The sequence below is a fragment of the Actinoallomurus purpureus genome, from assembly GCF_024055795.1.
Taxonomy (GTDB): Bacteria; Actinomycetota; Actinomycetes; order Streptosporangiales; family Streptosporangiaceae; genus Actinoallomurus; species Actinoallomurus purpureus.
The window spans coordinates 46,756-64,367 of sequence record NZ_JAMXMY010000017.1; the positions used below are offsets into that span (position 1 = coordinate 46,756).

Sequence of the window (17,612 nt, forward strand, 5' to 3'; positions counted from 1 at the left end):
TGTCCCCCCGATTCGGGAGGACAGGCCGTACGTTGGTCCGGCTGAGCGCCGTGATGTCAGACGTCGATGCGGGAGTCGTCCAGCTCGGCGGCGCCGGCGGCGATGAACTGGCGGCGCGGAGCGACCTCCGAACCCATCAGCAGGCTGAAGATGTTCTCCGCTTCCTGGGCGTCCTCGATGCGGATGCGGCGCAGCATCCGGTAACGCGGGTCCATCGTCGTCTCGGCGAGCTGGTCGGCGTCCATCTCACCCAGACCCTTGTAGCGCTGGATCGGCTCCTTCCACCGGACGTTGCGCCGCTCCAGCTCGACGAGCTTCTTGCGCAGCTCCGCGTCGGAGTAGGTGTAGATGTGCTTGTCCTGCCCCTTCCGGGGCTTGACGAGCTCGATCCGGTGAAGCGGAGGAACGGCGGAGAAGACCCGCCCGGCCTCGAGCATCGGCCGCATGTAGCGGTGCAGGAGCGTGAGCAGCAGGGTCCGGATGTGAGCGCCGTCCACGTCGGCGTCGGCCATCAAGATCACGCGGCCGTAGCGCGCGGAGTCGACGTCGAAGGTGCGGCCGGAGCCGGCGCCGAGGACCTGGATGATGGACGCGCATTCGGCGTTCTTGAGCGTGTCGGCGACGGACGCCTTCTGCACGTTGAGGATCTTGCCGCGGATCGGCAGCAGTGCCTGGAACTCGGAGTCGCGCGCGAGCTTTGCGGTGCCGAGCGCCGAGTCGCCCTCGACGATGAACAGCTCGCTGCGGTCGTCGGAGGTGCGGCAGTCGACCAGCTTGGCGGGGAGCGCGGAGTTCTCCAGGGCGCTCTTGCGGCGCTGGTTCTCCCGCTGCGTGCGGGCGGCGATGCGCGCCTTGGACGCGGCGACGATCTTCTCGAGCACGGCGCGCATCTGCTGCTTCTCGCCGCGCTTGGGACTCTCGAACGCCTCCTTCAGCTCCCGGGAGACGACCTGGGAGACGATCCGGGTGGCGGCCGAGGTGCCCAGGACCTCCTTGGTCTGGCCCTCGAACTGCGGCTCCGGCAGGCGCACGGTGACGACGGCGGTGAGACCTTCGAGGATGTCGTCCTTGACGACCGGGTCGTCGCCGTTCTTCAGCAGCTTGGTGGCGCGAAGCTGATCGTTGATCACCTTGATGAGGGCACGGTCGAAACCGGTGACGTGCGTGCCGTGCTTGGGCGTGGCGATCACGTTGACGAACGACCGGGTGATCGTTTCGTAGCCGGTGCCCCACCGCACGGCGACGTCGACGTCGATGTCGCGCTCGACGTCGGTCGGGGTCAGGTGCCCCTGCTCGTCGAGGACCGGGACGGTCTCGGTGAAGTGCCCCCGGCCCTGGATCCGCAGCACGTCGCAGACCGGCGGGTCGCTCGCCAGGTGGTCGCAGAACTCGCTGATGCCGCCGTCGAACCGGAACTCGTGCTCGACGGGCTCCTCGCCCCGCTCGTCGCGGACGGCGATGGTGAGGCCGGGGACGAGGAAGGCCGTCTGCCGCATGCGGTCGATGACGGTCTCGCCGGCGATCTCGGCGTCCTTGAGGAAGATCTGACGGTCGGGCCAGAAGCGCACGCGGTTGCCGGTGATGCCCTTGGCCACGCGCTTGGTCTGGTGCAGCCCCCGCTGCTTCGCCGGCTTCTTGGTGAACTTGGCGCCCGGCCCGTCGTCGGCGAAGTCGCCGGGGAGGCCGCGCTTGAAGCTCATCGCGTGCGTGTGGCCGTCGCGGTCGACCTCGACGTCGAGCCGGGCGGACAGGGCGTTGACGACGGAGGCGCCCACGCCGTGCAGACCACCCGACGCGGTGTAGGAGATGCCGCCGAACTTGCCGCCCGCGTGCAGCCGGGTCATGACCAGCTCGACGCCGGTCAGGCCGGTCTTCGGCTCGACGTCGACCGGGATGCCGCGGCCGTCGTCGCGGACCTCCATCGAGCCGTCGGTGTACAAGAACACGTCGATGCGGGAACAGTGGCCGCCGAGCGCCTCATCGACGGAGTTGTCGATGATCTCCCACAGGCAGTGCATGAGGCCGCGGCTGTCGGTCGACCCGATGTACATCCCGGGCCGCTTGCGGACGGCCTCAAGACCTTCGAGCACCGACAGGTGCCGCGCGGTGTATCCGTGTGAGTCCTCAGCGGTGATGGTGGCGGCGGTCAACGGCTGTGCTCCTCGGGGGTAGGGCGTGCGGGCAGCAGGCTACCCGCCGGGACCGACACTACGCGGACCGGCGCGCCGTCCGGTACGTCCTCCACCTCCGGGAGGAGATGCCGCAGAACGGTCTCAGACGGCGGAATCCACCAGAGGGAGGGTGTTCGGCGATCAAAGCGTCCCTATGGTTCAGCCATGCCCAACACGATTGTCGCCACGGATCTGCGGAAGCGCTACGGCGACGTGAAAGCCGTCGACGGAGTGACGCTCGCCGTCGAGGAGGGGGAGTTCTTCGGCATCCTCGGGCCGAACGGTGCGGGGAAGACGACGACTCTCGAGATCATCGAGGGGTTGCGGCAGGCGGACGGCGGCGAGGTCACGGTGCTCGGCCGGTCGCCGTGGCCGCGCGATCCCGCACTGCTGCCCAGGATCGGGGTACAGCTTCAAGCCTCCTCCTTCTTCGAACGGCTGACCGCGCGGGAGCAGCTGCGGACGTTCGGTTCGCTGTACGGGGTGCCGGAACGCAAGGCCGACGCGATGCTGGAGACGGTCGGCCTGACGGAGAAGGCCGACACTCCGGTGGAGAAGCTGTCCGGCGGACAGGCGCAGCGGCTGTCGATCGCCTGCGCGCTGGTGCACGAGCCGGAGCTGGTCTTCCTCGACGAGCCGACGGCGGCACTGGACCCCCAGGCGCGCCGCAACCTGTGGGACGTCCTGCGGGCGATCAACACGGAGGGCCGCACGATCGTTCTCACGACGCACTACATGGACGAGGCCGAGACGTTGTGCGACCGGGTGGCGATCATCGATCGGGGGCGGATCCTGCGGAGCGGTCCGCCCGCCGCGCTGGTTCGTGGTCTGGACGCCGCGACGCGGATCAGCGTCGTCAGCGGCGTGCTCGGCGTCGACGAGGCGCGTGCGCTGCCGGGCGCGGACGACGTGACCGACGACGGGGTCTCCCTCGTCATCGCCACCCGCGACCCCTCCTCCGTCGTCGCCGCGCTGGCCGGCCGCGGTGCGCTCGACGGCGTCCAGATCAAGGGCGCCACCCTCGAAGACGTCTTCCTCAACCTCACCGGGCGGGAGTACCGGATATGACGAGTTTCCGGAGCCTGGCGCGGGCCATGTTCCTCGGGTTCCGCCGGGACCGGGGCGCGCTGTTCTTCACGATCGCCCTCCCCCTGCTGTTCCTGCTGATCATCGGCGGGGTGTTCGCCCGGCAGTCGACCCCGAAGTCGAAGGTGCTGGAGATCGGGTCGGTGCCGGTCGTGGACCAGATGCCGGCGGAGATGCGGGCGGGGGTCGACAAGTCCCTCAAGTTCACCAGGATCTCCGACCGGAACGCGGCGGTAGAGAAAGTACGGAAGGGCGACTATTCGGCGGCGATCGAGCAGAGCGGCGATCGGGTGGTCGTCCATTTCTCGGCGGCCGACCAGGTCAAGGCGGGCACCGCCCAGGGCCAGATCGAGGGCCTGGTGCAGGCCGCCAACCAGGCGTCGTCCGGCAAGCCGCCGAAGTACCGCCTGGAGGGGCAGCAGGTCGAGGACAAGTCGCTCAAGCCGATCCAGTACATCACCCCCGGCCTACTCGGATGGGCGCTCGCCTCGGCCGGCATGTTCGGCGCGTCCACCACGCTCGTGACATGGCGGACAAAGGGTCTCCTTCGTCGGTTGCGCCTGTCGCCGGTGCCCATCCGGAGCGTGTTCGCCGCGCGGGTCGTCGTCAGCCTCGGGGTCGCGATGGTGCAGACGGCGCTGTTCATCGGGGTGGCGACGCTACCGATGTTCGGACTCGAGCTCGCGCACTACTGGTGGATGGCGATCCCGATGGTGCTGTGCGGCGTGCTGGCCTTCCTCGCCATCGGCATGCTGATCGGGGCATGGGCGAAGACCCAGGAGGCGGCGCAGGGGGTCACCCAGATCGTCGTGCTGCCGATGGCCTTCCTCGGTGGATCGTTCTTCAACATCGACGACGCGCCCCCGTGGCTGCGGGTCGTGTCGGAGATCTTCCCGTTGCGCCATCTCAACAACGGGATGCTCAAGGTCCTCGTACGCGGTGAGGGACCGGCGTCGGTCCTGCCACAGATGGGCGTTCTACTGGGTTTCGCGCTTGTGGCCACTCTCATCGCGGTTCGTGTGTTCCGCTGGGAACAAATCTAACAATCCGTGCCTCGGTGACCTTTGTCACCTGAGGGCCTATTCCGCTCTCGGCGTACACAGAACCCGCATGGGAACGCCCGCGTCAGGTTAGATGTTGTCCTAAGCGACCGACCCCGAGACGAGGAAGGCGACGTGACTGGAGCTCTTGCCCCAACAAAGCCGCTGACGGCCGTGGACCGCTGCGACCGCTGCGGTGCTCAGGCCTACGTCCGCGCGGTCCTCGCGGGCGGCGGAGAGTTGCTGTTCTGTGCCCACCATGGTCGTAAGTACGGCGAGCCGCTGCGTGCGACGGGCGCGGAAATTCACGACGAAACCGACCGGCTGCTTGAGACCCCTGCATCCCCTACGGAGGACGACCGGTAGGCCAGGCCAGCCGACCCGATAATCCATGAGACGGCGGCCACCCATCCAGGGTGGCCGCCGTCTCGCGTTGCATGATCCGCCGTCCGAGGGCACCGGGTGGCGAAGGAGGACGATGCTGATCCTGCTCCCCCCGTCGGAGGGCAAGGCCTGCGACGGCGATGGGCCGCCGCTGGACCTGACGGCGCTGAGCCTCCCCGCGCTGACCGCCACCCGCGAGCGGGTGCTCGGCGCTCTGGAGGCCCTCTCCTCCGGCCCGGTGGAGAACGCCCGGCGCGTCCTCGGCCTGTCCGCCGGGCAGATCGCGGCGATCGAGCGGAATCGGGAGATGCGCGCCGTGCCGACCCTGCCGGCCTCACGGCTCTACACCGGCGTGTTGTACGACAACCTGGGCCTGGCCACCCTGGACCCGGAGCGCGCCACCCGCTCCGTCCTGATCTTCTCGGCGCTGTGGGGCACGCTGCGGCCCGGCGACCGTGTTCCGCCGTACCGGCTGTCGATGGGCGTGAAACTGCCTCCCCTGGGCCCTCTGGCGGCCGCGTGGCGTCCCGTCCTCGCCGCCGCCCTGCCGGCGGACGGCCTCCTGATCGACATGCGCTCTGCGCCGTACGCCGCCGCCTGGAAGGCCCCGACGATCCGGGTGCGGGTGTTCCGCGAGCACCAGGGGCGGCGTTCGGTGGTCAGTCACATGGCGAAGGCGACGCGCGGGGCGCTGGCCCGTGCCCTGCTGGCGAACGGCGCCGATCCGGCCACCCCGGAGGAACTTCTCAAGACCGTGCTGGACCTGGGGTACACGGCCGAGCTGAACGGCACGAACCTCGACGTGGTCACCGGGTGATCACGTCGAGGCGATGACGAAGGGCCCGGACCGGCCGTGCCGGTCCGGGCCCTTCGCCGAGCCGCCGTCAGTCGAGGTAGTCGCGCAGCACCTGCGACCGGGACGGGTGACGCAGCTTCGACATGGTCTTCGACTCGATCTGGCGGATCCGCTCGCGGGTCACGCCGTAGACCTTCCCGATCTCGTCGAGAGTCTTCGGCTGCCCGTCGGTCAGTCCGAACCGCATCGAGACCACGCCGGCCTCCCGCTCGCTCAGCGTGTCGAGCACCGAGTGCAACTGCTCCTGCAGCAGCGTGAAGCTGACCGCGTCGGCGGGCACGATCGCCTCGGAGTCCTCGATCAGGTCACCGAACTCGCTGTCGCCGTCCTCGCCGAGCGGGGTGTGCAGCGAGATCGGCTCACGACCGTACTTCTGGACCTCGACGACCTTCTCGGGCGTCATGTCCAGCTCCTTGGCCAGCTCCTCCGGGGTCGGCTCGCGGCCGAGGTCCTGGAGCATCTGACGCTGCACGCGGGCCAGCTTGTTGATGACCTCCACCATGTGGACCGGGATGCGGATCGTCCGCGCCTGGTCGGCCATGGCACGGGTGATCGCCTGCCGGATCCACCACGTGGCGTAGGTCGAGAACTTGTAACCCTTGGTGTAGTCGAACTTCTCCACCGCGCGGATCAGACCGAGGTTGCCCTCCTGGATGAGGTCCAGGAACAGCATCCCGCGCCCGGTGTACCGCTTGGCGAGCGAGACGACGAGCCGGAGGTTGGCCTCGAGCAGGTGGTTCTTGGCCCGGCGGCCGTCCTCGGCGATCCACTCCAGGTCCTCGAGCACCTGGAACTCCAGGATGTGCCGCTCGAGGGCGAGCTTCTCCTCCGCGAACAGGCCGGCCTCGATCCGCTTGGCGAGCTCGACCTCCTGCTCGGCGTTGAGCAGCGGAACCTTGCCGATCTGCTTGAGGTAGTCCTTCACCGGGTCGGCGGTGGCACCGGCCGCGGCGATCTGCTGAGCCGGGGCGTCCTCGTCGTCGTCTCCGATGACGAAGGAGTCGTCTTCCTTGGGCTTCTTCTCGGCCACCACCACGGCGGGGGCCTCCTCGACCTCCGCCTCGGCCTCGACGGCGACTTCGGTTTCGGCGTCGTCTCCTGTCTCCAGGTCGGCGGCGACCTCCACCTCCTCGAGGTCGGTGAGGTCCGCGTCCTCGAGGTCGGTGACCTCGAGATCGGCGTCGGCTGCCTCGTCGGTGCCCTCGGGGTTCTTCGCCGCGTCCTTGGCCGCCTTCTTCACGACCGGCGGCTCGGCGGTCTTCTTCTTGGGCGCTGCCTTCTTGGGCTTGACCGCGGTCTTCTTGGCGCGGGCGGGCCGCACCGGCGCGTCGACCTCGTCGTCGACGACGGCGGTCACCGTGTCCTGATCTTTGGCGGCGGCGGTGGTCGTCTTGGGCTTCTTGGTCGCGGGCGTCGCACGCTTGCTGCTGTTGCGCGCGCGCTTAGGCGCCGCGGAGTCGGCAGCGCTCACCATGACGGTCACACCCTCCTTGCTAAGACTCCGCAAGATGCTCGAGGCCTTCGACACGGGAATGTCGGCCTCCTCGAACGCACGGCGCACGTCATCGGCCTCGAGGTAGCCCTGGGAACGCCCACGCTCGATCAATTGCCTGACAACGTGCTCGTGCAGCTCGGACGGCTTGGAGGTCGAACTCGCAGGCGACACAAACACCTCTCGAACGAAACGTGTGGCTATGTTTACCCAGTGCTCTGTCGGGCGCCGGCCCTGCAGGCCCTATGCGCTGAGCAGCGTACCCCTGCCTCACAGTCGGTTTAGCAGTCTGGCACGCCTGCCTATTCCGCGCGGCGGAGTCCTGCCCGGTGACACCCACCTTAGAGGGCACTGAGCGGTCCTTCGTACGTGCTACGCCGTTCTCGGCGGAACATGTAGGGCAAGTACTGTCACGTCATCATCATGGTCGTACCCGGCCAGCATCCGGTCGACCAAGAAGTCCACGAGTATCTCAGGATCTGCAAGCACCTCCGATGGGGCGGCGGCGGCGATCGAGACGATCTCGTCGAGACCGGCATCGAGCCCCCGTCTACGGTTCTCCACCAGTCCATCGGAGTAGAAGACCACAGTGTTGCCGGATGGGACCGAAAAAATTGTCTCTTCTCGCTCGGAGGGCCAACCGAGCGGGGTTCCCGCCTCCGCTGTGCTGACCCGCGGAGGGGCGTCCGGGAAGATCCGAAGCGGCGGCAGATGGCCGGCGTTGCTGATCATGCCTTCGCCGGTCGCGGGGTCGATGACGGCGTACGCGAGGGTGGTGATCTGCTCCCAGCCCTCCGTCGCAGCGAACAGCCGGTCGAGGCCGGTGATCACGGCCGCCGGGCGCGGGTCGTTCAGCGCGAGGGCGCGCAGCGCGTTGCGCACCCGGCCCATGCCCGCCGCGGCCTTGACGCCCTTGCCCATGACGTCGCCGATCGCGATCGCCACCCGGCCGTCCTGCAGCGGGAAGGCGTCGTACCAGTCGCCGCCGACCTGCACGTGCCGCGTCGCCGGGTGGTAACGAGCGGCCAGGCGCATCTGCGGCAGCTGCGGGAGGCGGTCCGGCAGCAGGCTGCGCTGCAGCGCCTCGGCGGTCTTGTGCTCCCGCTCGAACAGGGTCGCCCGCTCGACGGCGAGCGCGCACTGACCGGCCAGGGCCTCGAGGAAGACCCGCTCCTCCTCTGTGATCTCCCGCGGCCGGGTGAAGGAGAAACGCAGCGCGCCGAGGGCGCGCCCGGCGGCCAGCAGCGGCAGGCCGACCCACGCGCGCTCGTCGGTGCGCCGGACGAAATCGGCGATCTCGTCGCCCTTGAGCTGCAGCCGCAGGCTGACGGGGTTCTCGGCGAGGAACGGGCGCCGCTCGCGGACCGCGACGGACATCACGCTGGGGCCGTCGATCCCGATCTCCTCCCGGGCGGGGCCGGGAAGCTCCGGGATGCCGCCGGGCGTGATCATGCGCAGGCGGAGCTTGTCGTCCTCGAGGAGTGCGACGGCCGACCTGTCGGCGCCGATCGCCGACCGGCCGACCTCCGTGATGACCGAGACCACCTGGTTGACGGTCAGCGCCTCGGCCAGCATGGACGTCGCCTGCTGGAGCCGCGCGGTGCGCAGCGCGGCGGCCGACAGCTGCTCGGTGAGCCGGCCGCGCATCTCCTCGGCCTCACGCTTGCCGGTGACGTCGGTGTTCGCGCCGACCCACTCGACGATCTCGCCGTCGCGGCGGATCGGCACCGCGCGCACGTCGTAGTTGCGGTAACCGCCCGCGCGGGTGCGGATGCGGTAGGTGGACTCGAAGATCCGGTCGTTCGCCACGCAGGCTCGCCAGGCCTCCTCGATGTGCTGGTGGTCCTCCGTGTGCACGGCGCCCAGCCAGCCCTCGGTGGCGTACTCCTCGTGGGTCTGGCCGGTGATCGCCCGCCACTCGGGCGCGTCGTCGACGACCTCACCCGCGGGCGTGGTCACCCACACGACCTGGGAACTGGCCTCCACCAGGGAGCGGTAGCGCTCCTCCTTGCGGCGGATCGACCGCTCGGCCAGGACACGGTCGGTGACGTCCACGGCGACCAGCACGACGCCGGACACCTCACCCTCCGCCGTGTGGGAGGGGAACCAGGAGTGGGCCCAGTGGCGGTCGCCGAGGGCCAGGTCGACGTCCAGGACCGGGCGGTCCTCGTCGAGGACCTTCCGGGCCGACGCCTCGATGACGCCGCCGATCTCCCCGGAGATGGCCTCGGCGGGCCGTCTGCCCTCCAGGTCGGCGACGCTCACGCCGTGGATGCGCGCCAGCATCTCGTTGGCGCGCTTGAAGCGCAGCTCGTTGTCGAAGAGCGCGAACCCGATCGGAGCCTCCCGAAGCAACGTGGCGAACAGCGCCGAGTCCGACGCGTCGAGACCAGAGATCCGGGGGTGCGGTACAGACGTCTCGGTGCTCACCGTCGACACCTCCGTCGCGCGCTCGGCCCTACTGCGAGGCATTTCCGCATCACTATGGGTGAATGGGAGCAGGCTAGCGCTCCCGCCTCCATCACAACACCGCTCGGAGTCAGGTTTTCATCATCTCGGTGCTTCGGCGCCGACGGAAGTCCCGTTCGGCATCGTTATTCCGGCGACCGCGCAGGGCGCACCTCCGGTCACCCTCCGGTCACACGGCACGAGGCCGCGTATCCGGCGGGAAGCATGATGATAGGGGCCGATCGTCACCCGGCGGGCGACATCCCCGATCTCGGCGAGTCCCGTGTCGCCGGCGCGGCGCGGTGATCGGTTCGCAGCGGGTACTTCGGGTGACGCGCCGTCTCCGCGCCGCATTTCTCGCTCTGACGAGCTCCGTAAATCAGCTCCGCGCCTTGGCCGCGGCCTTCATCTCCTGCTTGTAGGCGCGGACCCGGCCAAGAGACTCCTCGTCGACGATGTCCGCGACTGAGCGGTACGCGCCCTCGTCGCCGTAGTGGCCGGCCGCCTCGCGCCAGCCCTCCGGGCGCACGCCGAGCCGCTTGCCGAGCAGCGCGACGAAGATCCGGGCCTTCTGGTCGCCGAAGCCGGGCAGGGCGCCGACCCTCTCCAGGAGCTCCCCGCCGGTCGCCGCCTCCGTCCAGACCCGCTCGGCCGCCCCGTCGTACCGCTCCAGCACGGTGCCGCCGAGAGCCTGCACACGGGCCGCCATCGCCTTGGGGTACCTGTGCAAGGCGGGGCGCTCGCTGAAGACGGCCACGAGCGCGTCAGGGTCGTACCGGGCCAGTTCCTCGGCGTCGGGGTCTCGGCCGATCCGGCGCGCGAGTTCGTACGGTGCCGCGAACGCGCGCTCGAGGGGCACCTGCTGGTCGAGCAGCATCGCCATCAGCAGGGCCAGCGGGCTGCGGTTCAGCAGTGCGTTGGCCTCGGGATCGATGGGCAGCGAGATCGTCATGGTGTCCTCCCGGAGCGTTCGGCTCTCATCCTGCACCCTCCGGGCCCCGCCGGTCACGCGGGGTCACCATCGGCGCTCCGTGGCCGCCGGCCCGCGAATGTGACGGTTCGCTGACGTGCCGCCCGGCGCCGTTCCGGAACGACGCCCGCGATGGTCGAATAGGAACATGACCGGCGAAGAAACACCTGTCGGGCGGCGTATCGTCCTCGGCATGCTCGGCCTCGGTGCCGTGGGCGTCGCGATCGGCGCGCGCGTCCAGAGCGGCGTGAACCGTGCCGTCGGACCGGTCGGCTCCCGGGTATCGGGCCTGATCCCGGCGGCCGGCGGATTCCGCTTCTACTCCGTGGTCGACTCGGTCAAGCGCGTCGAACCGGCGGACTATCGCCTCACCGTCGGCGGACTGGTGGAACACCCGCGTTCCTTCCGTTTCGCCGACCTGCAGGCGCTGCCGCAGACCCGGATGACCGACACCTTCCACTGTGTCACCGGCTGGACGGTGCCGAACGTCGCCTGGGCCGGAGTGGCCCTGCCCGACCTCCTGGAGGTGGTCGGCGTACGGCCGGGGGCCAAGGGCGTGCGGTTCACCTCGTTCGACCGCGCGTACACCGAGACGCTCACCCTGGAACAGGCGCGCCGCCGTGACGTGATCGTCGCGACCAGCATGCTGGGCGGCCCGGTGAGCCACGATCACGGCGGGCCGGTGCGGATGTACGTCGCCCCGATGTACGGCTACAAGTCGACCAAGTGGCTCGGCGGGATCGACCTGGTGGACACGGTCAAGCCGGGGTACTGGGAGACGCGCGGCTACGACGTGGACGCGTGGATCGGCCGCTCCAACGGGTTCGCGTCGTGATCCGGTTCGTCCGCGCCGTGCGCGGCGTGCACCACGCGACGGCCGTCCTCATGCTCGTCTGCCTCGTCACGGCGGCCATGCTGTACGTGCCGGCGCTGGCCGAGGCGGTCGGCCGGCGCCACCTCATCCGGATGATCCACATACTCGCCGGGTTCGGGCTGCCGGTCCCCGCGCTGCTCGGGTGGGCGTCGCGGGCGTTCCGGGGCGACGTCCGCCGGCTCAACCGGTTCTCCCCCGCCGACTGGGGGTGGCTGCGGGGCCGCGACCGGCGGGCGACCGTCGGCGGCCGCGGGATCCACCCGGTCGGCAAGTTCAACGCCGGTCAGAAGCTCAACGCGGCTTTCGTCGCGGGCGCGATCCTCGTCATGCTCGGCACCGGGTCCATCCTCACGTTCCCCCACCCGTGGCCGGACACCTTCCGCACCGGGGCGACCTTCGTCCACGACTGGCTGACCCTGGCGATCTTCGTGGTGATCCTCGGTCACCTCTGGTACGCCCTCCGGGACCCGGGAGCGCTGTCCGGGATGTTCCTCGGTCGTGTCACGCCCGAATGGGCGGCCCGTCATCATCCGGCCTGGCTCGACGAGACCCGGACGTCGGAGGCGGCGGCCGAGACGCCCGAAACAGAGAGCCCTGCCCACTCCCGCCCACTTTCGACCAGGAATTTCGTCCACCCCGGTGAGCCCACCGACCCCGGCGGGAACACTGAGGAGGGCAAGGACGACCTGTCCCCCCGGAGGTCTTGACACTTCTTCGGGGGAGGATCGAGATTGGGCGCTGAGCGGGACGCAGGTGGACTGAGATCGTCTGGTGCGAGAGGTGTCCGCATGACCTCCACGCAGTTGGTCCAGCAGGCCGACGTACGAGATCCGGTGGTCGGGCGGCTCCTTCGGGAGTTCCCCTCGATCGCCCGCGACGCCGTGGAGCGCTGCGTCTGCGACGTGCGGCTGCGCGCCCGGCATCTGGGGGTCGACCTGACGCCGAGGCTCGTCGAGGCGGTCGCGCGCGAGCATCTGATGTCGATGATCAAGTCGGAACCACCGTCGGGACGCCGACCCGAACCCCTGTCGGGCGAGTAGGGTGAGTGGCCGGACACTGGACCACTAATCCCTCGCGTACCCGTCACGGGCGCGCATCGGGACGTACTCCGAAAAGGTAGACCGTGAGCGACCTGCGCGAGGTGGGCCTGCGCGCCCCCGCGGACGCCGCTTCCCGAGCGTGTCCCGCGAATCCGGCAATCAGGCGAGGTCGATCGGTGCGCGAGCCCGTCGGCGGGCCTCTCCGTACCATCGGCGCGTCCTTCCGCGGGGAGGCCGCATGACACGGCGTTCCGCCCCGCCGCCGGACGCCGTGTTCGCCGAGATGCTCCGCGCCGCCCGCGAGCTCCTGGCCGTACGCAGCCCGCTCGACGCCGAGCTCATCGTCAGCGAGATGCTCGGCACCTGGTGGGGGAAACGGCTCGCGCACGACGACGTCGAGAAGGTCATCGGGGAGGCGCTGGTCGACCACGCCGCCATGGCAGGCACACCGGCGGCGCTGGCCCTCCTCACCGGCATCGCCGGCCTGGGCACGGCGCGCCAGGCCGCCAAGGCCGAGCGGGCCGCGCTGCCGCTCATGCGGGCCGGGGTCGCCCGCCCGGGCTGGGCCGACCGTGTCGGCGTGGTCGTCTCCGAGGAGTGCCACGTCTCCCGTGACGTCTACGAGGACCAGGACTCCATCGTCTGCATCTACACCTACGGCGGCGAGGAGCGCCACGCGCTGGTCGTGGTGATCGACCACAACGAGCGCGGCATGGTGACCGACGCGTGGGTGTCCTCGCAGGTGGACAAGCTGCTCGGCTACTGCCGCAAGGAGGCCGAGGAGAACCCCCTGATGCGATTCGAGCCGATCCCCGCGGCGCAGGCCCGCGCGCGGCTGGAGAGGGCGCTCGCCGTCACGGACGACACCGAGGACCCGCCGGTCAAGGAGACCTTCGGCAACTACCACGCGTTCGTACGGGCCCGGGTGCGCGCGCTGCCGCCCGGCGGCCACTCCACCGTCCCGCCCGTCTACGGCCACGACCGCCGGGCCACGATGGCGGCGCAGTTCCTCGCCTCCGACGAGGCCGAGGAGCTGTCGGACCGGTCCGCGGCGAGCCGCTGCGTCGACCGCATCATCGACTACGGCTGCGACCACGACTTCGGCCGCCCGCTCCGGGTCAGCCCGATCAAGTGCGAGACGTTCCTGCTGCACTGGCTGCCGCGCAAGGTGATGCTGTCGCCGGAGGAGCAGGAGGCGATGCCGCACGTGCTCGCGGCCTGGGTACGGTGGGCGAGCAAGCGGACCGGGCTGCCCGAGGAGGGCGTCCGCCAGACCCTCGACAAGGTCTGGGACATCACCGGCAAGTTCGCCAAGGCGTACCGCGACCCGACCACGTTCGGGCTCGACCGGGAGCTCGTCGGGCGACTGCTGCCGGACGGCGACCTGGAGGCCCTCGCCCGGCGGGCGTTCGCGTTCCCGTTCCTGACGGGCGGGAACGCCGACATCGACCTGTACCGCCTCGACCCGTCCGTCGACGAGGACCGGCGCCGGCTGCTGGAGTTCGAGCACCCGGACGCCGACCCGGCGCACATCGAGGCCCATCTCCGGCTCGCCGCCCGCATCTGGGACGGTGACCCGCCGCAGCTGTGGACGGTGGCCGAGCGCCTGCTCGACCGGGGACACGATCGTCACTCCATCCTGCACCGGTTCATGGCGATCCTCCGCGAGACCGACGGGGATCCCCGGGCGCTTCGCGCCGCGCTGCTGGCGTTGCGCGACGCCCCCGACCTCTCCTGAGGGCCCGCTCCGGCCGCTAGGCTTGACTGGTACACCTGTACCAGTTCTGGAGAGGTCATGGACCGGGCCACACCCACACCGCCCCGCGGGCGTGCGAAGGGCGCGGCGGGCGAGCCGGACGGGCCGGACACCGGCCGGACGGAGAGGGGCGTCCGGTGCGACCCGGGCGGCGCCTGAAGACGCTCGGCGGGCGTGCAGGCGACCCGGTCGCCGGGCCCGGGGCGGGCCGGCCGGAGCCGGCGCAGGCGCGCGGACGGCAACGCAAGGAGGCGCTGCTCGACGCCGCCGTCGACCTCCTCGAGACGGGTGGGTTCACCCAGGTGACCCACCGGGCCGTGGCCGACCGGGCCGCACTGCCCCTGGCCGCGACCACGTACTACTTCCGCTCCCTTGAGGACCTGCTGGCGCAGGCGTTCGCCCGGCTCGTCGAACGCGACGTGGCGGCGATGCGGGGACGGGTGCGGCCTGTCGCCGACCCCGAGCCGGTCGCGGTCGCCGACGCCGTCGTCAGCGCCCTGGCCCCCGGGGACGAAGCGGAGCGGAGCCGCCAGCTGGCCTTGTGGGAGCTGTACTTCCAGGTCGGCCGCGAGCCCGCGCTCCGGTCGTTCGCGCGGGCCTGGACCGACGGCTGCCACAAGATCGTCGCCGAAGTGCTCGAGAAGTGCGGCCACCCGCACTCCCCGGTGGACGTCGACATCCTCGTCGCCACGATCGAGGGGATGATCGCCCGGGATCTGGTCGAGGCGCGGCCGGGTGCGATCCAGACGATGGTGGACACGGTCGCGCGGCTGCTGCCCGCCTTGCGGGTGATGGCCTCGCGGGAGTCCGCGTCACGGGAGCCCGCGTCACCCGAGTCCGCGTCACCGGGGTCCGCGTCACCGGGGTCCGCGTCACCGGGGTCCGCGTCGCGGCCGGTTCCGGTCGAGAGTTCCCGCCCCTGAGGGGAGACATGGGCGGCGGACGCGCTCCAAACGGCGTCCAGCGGGCATGAACCTTGCCATGACGACCATGGATCGACCCGCGATCCTCACCCCCTCCCAGGCCCGTGAGGTGTTCCGGACCGGTGAGACACCGGTGACCACGAGCGGCTGGTGCCGCGGTTACGTCCAGGCGAACCTCCTCGCCGTCCCCCGCGACCTGGCCTTCGAGGCGCTGCTGTTCGCGGTGCGCAACCCCGCGGCCTGCCCGATCCTGGAGGTCACCGATCCCGGCGACCCGTACGCCCGCGAGGTGGCAGCCGCCGATCTGCGCACCGACCTGCCCGCCTACCGCGTCTACCAGGACGGCGCGCTCGTCGCCGAGGCGCCCGACGCCACGGAGTACTGGCGGGACGACCTCGTCGCCTTCCTGATCGGGTGCAGCTTCACGTTCGAGACGGCGCTCGCGACCGCGGGCGTGCCCTTGCGCCATATCGAGCAGGGCCGGAACGTCCCCATGTACGTCACGTCGCGGCAGTGCCGCCCGGCCGGGCGGCTGTCCGGCCCGCTGGTGGTGTCGATGCGCCCCATCCCCGCCGACCTGGTCGACGTCGCGATCGAGGTGACCGCGCGCTATCCGGCGATGCACGGCGCCCCGGTGCACGTCGGCGACCCCGCCGAGCTCGGAATCGCGTCGCTCGCGGTCCCGCAGTTCGGGGACGCGGTCGCGTTCGAGCCGGGGGACGTGCCGGTCTTCTGGGCGTGCGGCGTCACCCCGCAGGCGGTGGTGATGGCGAGTGCCCCGCCGTTCGCCATCACGCACGCGCCGGGCAGGATGCTGATCACCGATCGTTCGGATGAGAGTGTGGCAGGGTGATCGACCTCAATGCCGACCTGGGCGAGGGATTCGGGCCGTGGCGGCTCGGCGACGACCTGGCCCTCATGTCCGTCATCACCAGCGCGAACGTCGCCTGCGGTTTCCACGCCGGAGATCCGCTGATCCTCCGACGCACGTGCGCGGCGGCCGTCGAGCGCGATGTGGTGATCGGCGCCCAGGTCTCCTACCGGGATCTGGCCGGATTCGGCCGCCGGGAGATGGACGTCGCCCCGGAGGAGCTGACCGCGGAGGTGCTCTACCAGATCGCCGCGCTCGACGGCATCGCCCGCGCCGAGGGCGGCCGGGTGCGCTACGTCAAGCCGCACGGCGCGCTGTACAACCGGATCGTGCGCGACCCGGTCCAGGCCGGGGCGGTGGCCTCCGCCATCGCCGCGTACGACCCGTCGCTGCCGGTGCTGACCCTTCCCGGCTCCGCCCTGCACCAGGTGACGGACCTGACGATCGTCCACGAGGCCTTCGCCGACCGTGCCTACACCCCGGCGGGCGCTCTGGTCTCCCGGCGGGAGCCGGGCGCGGTGATCCACGACGTCGAACGGGTGACGCGACGGGCGTTGCGGATGGCCGTCGACGGCGTGGTCGAGGCGGTCGACGGCACCGAGGTGCGCCTCGACGCCCGGTCGATCTGCCTGCACGGCGACACGCCGGGCGCGGTGGAGCTGGCCCGCTCGGTACGGGAGGCCCTGGAGAAGGCGGGTGTGAGCGTGGAGCCGTTCGCTTGAGCGCCGGCGGCGGGATCGAGGGCGCGGACCGCGCCGGCGGCGATGTGGCGGCCGATCCGGGGGCGGGCGACGGGGTCGAGGGGGCCCGCGGTGCCGAGAGCGGCCAGGGCGGCTTCGCGAACGCACCGAAGCCGGACGACGGGGTCGAAGAGCCAATCGGAGCCGAGAGCGGGCGCGGCGGCGTCGTGAACGCCCCGGAGGCGGGCGAGGAGATCGCGAAGCGCGGTGGAGCCGGGAGCGGGCGTGTCGGCGGCGTCGGGGAGGTCCGGCGAGCGGGCGACGCCGCGCTCCTGATCGAGACGGACGCGCCGCACCGGCTGCACACGGCGGTGCGGGGGCTCGCCCGGCCGGAGATCGTGGACGTCATCCCCGGCGAGCGCACGGTCCTGGTGACGACGCGCCCCGGAACCGACCTGGCCCGGCTCGACGGGCTGCTGCGGGACCTGCCGCTGCCCGAGGCGACGGAGGCGGGCGGGGAGCCGCTGCGGATCCCGGTCGTGTACGACGGGCCGGACCTGGAGGAGGTCGCCTCGCTCACCGGCCTGTCCGCGGACGAGGTCGTCGAACGCCACGCCGCCGCCGACTACGTCGTGGCCTACCTCGGCTTCTCCCCCGGCTTCGGCTACCTCACCGGCCTCGACGAGGCACTGCACGTCCCCCGGCGCGAATCCCCGCGCACCGCCGTCCCGGCCGGCTCGGTGGCGATCGCCGGGCCGTACACCGCCGTCTACCCCGCGCGCTCCCCTGGCGGCTGGCGGCTCCTCGGCCGTACGACACTGCGGCTGTGGGACGCCGACCGCGACCCGCCGTCACTCCTGAGACCCGGCACCCGGATCCGCTTCGAACCCGAGACCACCTCCTCGGGGGCGGCATGAACGAGCAGGTCGAGGTGGTCCGGCAGCGGGACGCCGACCGCGACCCGCCGTCGCTCCTGAGACCCGGCACCCGCGTCCGCTTCGAACCCGAAGCCGCCTCCCCG

General features: G+C 70.9%; 16 protein-coding genes. 12 read left to right on the top strand and 4 right to left on the bottom strand.

Translation table 11 applies throughout. From position 1 onward, the window contains the following. Positions 1-56: 56 nt before the first annotated feature. Positions 57-2,150, bottom strand: a complete 2,094-nt coding sequence (locus tag NE236_RS28065) for a DNA gyrase/topoisomerase IV subunit B (protein WP_252845169.1) — start codon at positions 2,148-2,150, stop codon at positions 57-59. A gap of 186 nt (positions 2,151-2,336) precedes the next feature. On the opposite strand from NE236_RS28065, the gene NE236_RS28070 reads away from it, so the two are divergent. The 4 genes from NE236_RS28070 (at position 2,337) to NE236_RS28085 (ending at position 5,498) form a co-directional block, all read left to right on the top strand. Further along, a complete protein-coding gene (locus NE236_RS28070) occupies positions 2,337-3,239 on the top strand; it encodes an ABC transporter ATP-binding protein (protein ID WP_252845170.1) in 903 nt (300 codons plus the stop codon). Then, positions 3,236-4,300: an ABC transporter permease gene (locus tag NE236_RS28075; protein ID WP_252845171.1), complete on the top strand. Its 1,065-nt coding sequence runs from the start codon at positions 3,236-3,238 to the stop codon at positions 4,298-4,300. Before NE236_RS28070 ends, NE236_RS28075 begins: the two co-directional genes overlap by 4 nt. A 132-nt stretch (positions 4,301-4,432) precedes the next feature. Continuing rightward, complete coding sequence (locus tag NE236_RS28080; protein WP_252845172.1) at positions 4,433-4,663, top strand: DUF7455 domain-containing protein; 231 nt, start codon at positions 4,433-4,435, stop codon at positions 4,661-4,663. 112 nt (positions 4,664-4,775) lie between these two features. Then, the gene (locus NE236_RS28085; RefSeq protein ID WP_252845173.1) at positions 4,776-5,498 is read left to right on the top strand and encodes a YaaA family protein; all 723 of its coding nucleotides are present in this window, start codon (positions 4,776-4,778) and stop codon (positions 5,496-5,498) included. A 67-nt stretch (positions 5,499-5,565) separates the two neighbouring features. Here the strand turns inward: NE236_RS28085 and NE236_RS28090 are convergent, their stop codons facing one another. The 3 genes from NE236_RS28090 to NE236_RS28100 all read right to left on the bottom strand — a co-directional run bounded on the left by NE236_RS28090 (position 5,566) and on the right by NE236_RS28100 (position 10,429). Beyond that, positions 5,566-7,203, bottom strand: coding sequence for an RNA polymerase sigma factor (locus NE236_RS28090; protein ID WP_252845174.1), 1,638 nt, complete (start codon positions 7,201-7,203; stop codon positions 5,566-5,568). Between the two features lie 198 nt (positions 7,204-7,401). Then, complete coding sequence (locus NE236_RS28095) at positions 7,402-9,459, bottom strand: SpoIIE family protein phosphatase (protein WP_252845175.1); 2,058 nt, start codon at positions 9,457-9,459, stop codon at positions 7,402-7,404. A 397-nt stretch (positions 9,460-9,856) separates the two neighbouring features. Next, a complete protein-coding gene (locus NE236_RS28100) occupies positions 9,857-10,429 on the bottom strand; it encodes an HhH-GPD-type base excision DNA repair protein (RefSeq protein WP_252845177.1) in 573 nt (190 codons plus the stop codon). A 166-nt stretch (positions 10,430-10,595) separates the two neighbouring features. Here NE236_RS28100 and NE236_RS28105 point away from each other — a divergent pair, with 166 nt between their 5' ends. The 8 genes from NE236_RS28105 to pxpB all read left to right on the top strand — a co-directional run bounded on the left by NE236_RS28105 (position 10,596) and on the right by pxpB (position 17,508). Continuing rightward, entirely contained in the window at positions 10,596-11,282 is a 687-nt protein-coding gene (locus NE236_RS28105; RefSeq protein WP_252845178.1) for a molybdopterin-dependent oxidoreductase, read from the top strand. Then, positions 11,249-12,028 carry a cytochrome b/b6 domain-containing protein gene (locus NE236_RS28110; protein ID WP_252845179.1) on the top strand — a complete coding sequence of 260 codons (780 nt, stop codon included), beginning with the start codon at positions 11,249-11,251 and terminating at the stop codon, positions 12,026-12,028. Before NE236_RS28105 ends, NE236_RS28110 begins: the two co-directional genes overlap by 34 nt. 81 nt (positions 12,029-12,109) lie before the next feature. Continuing rightward, complete coding sequence (locus NE236_RS28115; protein ID WP_252845180.1) at positions 12,110-12,361, top strand: hypothetical protein; 252 nt, start codon at positions 12,110-12,112, stop codon at positions 12,359-12,361. Positions 12,362-12,599: 238 nt separating this feature from the next. Beyond that, complete coding sequence (locus tag NE236_RS28120) at positions 12,600-14,099, top strand: hypothetical protein (protein WP_252845181.1); 1,500 nt, start codon at positions 12,600-12,602, stop codon at positions 14,097-14,099. Positions 14,100-14,254: 155 nt separating this feature from the next. After that, complete coding sequence (locus NE236_RS28125; RefSeq protein ID WP_252845182.1) at positions 14,255-15,040, top strand: TetR/AcrR family transcriptional regulator; 786 nt, start codon at positions 14,255-14,257, stop codon at positions 15,038-15,040. A 67-nt stretch (positions 15,041-15,107) separates the two neighbouring features. Beyond that, on the top strand, positions 15,108-15,893 hold the full coding sequence (locus tag NE236_RS28130) for a putative hydro-lyase (RefSeq protein ID WP_252845183.1): 786 nt from the start codon (positions 15,108-15,110) through the stop codon (positions 15,891-15,893). Continuing rightward, positions 15,890-16,633: a LamB/YcsF family protein gene (locus NE236_RS28135; protein ID WP_252845184.1), complete on the top strand. Its 744-nt coding sequence runs from the start codon at positions 15,890-15,892 to the stop codon at positions 16,631-16,633. Before NE236_RS28130 ends, NE236_RS28135 begins: the two co-directional genes overlap by 4 nt. After that, on the top strand, positions 16,630-17,508 hold the full coding sequence (gene pxpB / locus NE236_RS28140; protein WP_252845185.1) for a 5-oxoprolinase subunit PxpB: 879 nt from the start codon (positions 16,630-16,632) through the stop codon (positions 17,506-17,508). Before NE236_RS28135 ends, pxpB begins: the two co-directional genes overlap by 4 nt. Positions 17,509-17,612: the final 104 nt, after the last annotated feature.